Genomic DNA, 1,916 nt, shown 5'->3' on the forward strand with positions numbered 1-1,916 from the left:
GCGCCGCGTCCGGCCGGACCGGTGCGCGTCACGAGCAACACGGAAGTGGAGTCCTGAGGATGAGTGCGGGGAAGCGGCCTCCGGTCGAGGCCGCACGCGCTCGCCGCCGCGGCGCTGTGCCCCGCCGCCCTCGGCGCCTGCGTCGCCGGGCACCGCTCCGCCGAGCCCGGCCACTCGGCCGCCGTCGCCCACCTCGGCCTGCGGCCGCTGGTCGACCTGGAGCTGCGGCTCGGCGAGGGGACCGGCGCGCTGCTGGCGTTGCCGCTGGTCCAGGGCGCGGTGCGGGTCCTGCACGAGGTCGCCACGTTCGACTCGGCCGGGGTCAGCGGCAAGGACGCCGGACCTGTCACGACATGATCACAGAATGAGTCACGCTCGGCTATCGACTGGGTGGAGGGCCTCTCCATGAGCTCGCCAACCCGAGTACCTTTGTTCCACAAACACGCTCGTCCGTCACCGGCGTCCGCGAACGAACCCGAACATCCGATCGAGAGAACCACCACGTGCCCCCGTACCTGCTAGGCCTGCGACTCGGCGGGCGACGCGTCCTCGTCGTCGGCGGGGGCAGGGTCGCCCAGCGCCGCGTGCCCGCCCTGCTCGACGCCGGCGCCGACGTCGTGCTCGTCTCGCCCGAGGTCACCGCCTCGCTCGAGGGCCTCGCCGAGGCCGGCCGGTTCGCCTGGCACCGGCGCCCCTACCGGCGCGGCGACTGCGCCGGCGCCTGGCTCGTCCAGGCCGTCACCGACGACGCCAAGGTCAACGGCGACGTCGTGGCCGAGGCGGAGGCGGCGCGGATCTGGGCCGTGCGGGCCGACGACGCCGAGTCGTCCCCCGCCTGGACGCCCGCGAGCGGCCGGGCGGGCGAGACCACCGTCGGCGTGCTGACCGGCGGCGACCCGCGGCGCGCCGCCGGCATCCGCGACGCCGTGCTGGACGGCCTGCGCGAGGGCACCCTGGAGTCGCGGCACTCGCGCGCCAAGCCCGTCGGCGTCGCCCTCGTCGGCGGCGGCCCCGGCGACCCCGCGCTGATCACCGTGCGCGGCCGGCAGCTGCTGGCCATGGCCGACGTCGTCGTCACCGACCGGCTCGCGCCCGGCGCGCTGCTGGACGAGCTCGCCGACGACGTCGAGGTCATCGACGCCGCCAAGATCCCCTACGGGCGGACGGTCACCCAGGACCGCATCAACGACCACCTGGTCGAGCAGGCCCGGCGGGGCCGGTTCGTCGTCCGGCTCAAGGGCGGCGACCCGTTCGTGTTCGGGCGGGGCGGCGAGGAGGCCCTGCACTGCGCCCGGCACGGCATCCCCGTCACCGTCGTCCCCGGGATCACCAGCGCGGTCGCCGTGCCGTCCGCCGCGGGCATCCCGGTGACCCACCGGGGCGTCGCGCAGGAGTTTCACGTGGTCTCCGCGCACGTCCCGCCGGGCCACCCCGAGTCCACCGTCGACTGGGCCGCGCTGGGCCGCGCGGGCGGCACCCTCGTCCTGCTGATGGCGGTGGAGCGGATGGCGCTGATCGCCGAGGCCCTCGTACGCTATGGTCGGTCGACCGACACGCCGGTCGCCGTCATCCAGGACGGCACCCTTCCCGGCCAGCGGACGCTCACGGCGACGCTGGGCACGGTGGCCGGCGCGATGGCCGCCGGCGGAGTCCGGCCCCCCGCGATCGTGGTCGTGGGCGACGTGGTCGACGTGGCACGAGAGATCGACATGATTCGAGCCGATATGGGACGGGATCCGTGACACCCCCGGCAGAGCAGAGCGCGGTTCACGACGAGGAGGCGGGCACCGGCCCGGGACGCGGAGGCGGTGACCCCGCGCGGCCCGGCCCCGGCCCGGCCGCCGCGGAGACCCCGGCGGAAGGTTCGGCGGAGGCCCCGGCGGAGGATCGGGCCCGGCCCCGGCGCGCCGTCCGGG

At 76.3% G+C, this 1,916-nt stretch carries 2 protein-coding genes; both read left to right on the top strand.

Annotation, left to right across the window (positions count from 1 at the left end):
- The first annotated feature begins 63 nt into the window (after positions 1-63).
- A complete protein-coding gene (locus E1291_RS41195; protein ID WP_242614697.1) occupies positions 64-357 on the top strand; it encodes a nicotinate-nucleotide--dimethylbenzimidazole phosphoribosyltransferase in 294 nt (97 codons plus the stop codon).
- Between the two features lie 146 nt (positions 358-503).
- Positions 504-1,742 carry a uroporphyrinogen-III C-methyltransferase gene (gene cobA / locus E1291_RS41200; protein ID WP_131743443.1) on the top strand — a complete coding sequence of 413 codons (1,239 nt, stop codon included), beginning with the start codon at positions 504-506 and terminating at the stop codon, positions 1,740-1,742.
- Positions 1,743-1,916: the final 174 nt, after the last annotated feature.

Source organism: Actinomadura roseirufa (genome assembly GCF_900659635.1).
Taxonomy (GTDB): Bacteria; Actinomycetota; Actinomycetes; order Streptosporangiales; family Streptosporangiaceae; genus Spirillospora; species Spirillospora roseirufa.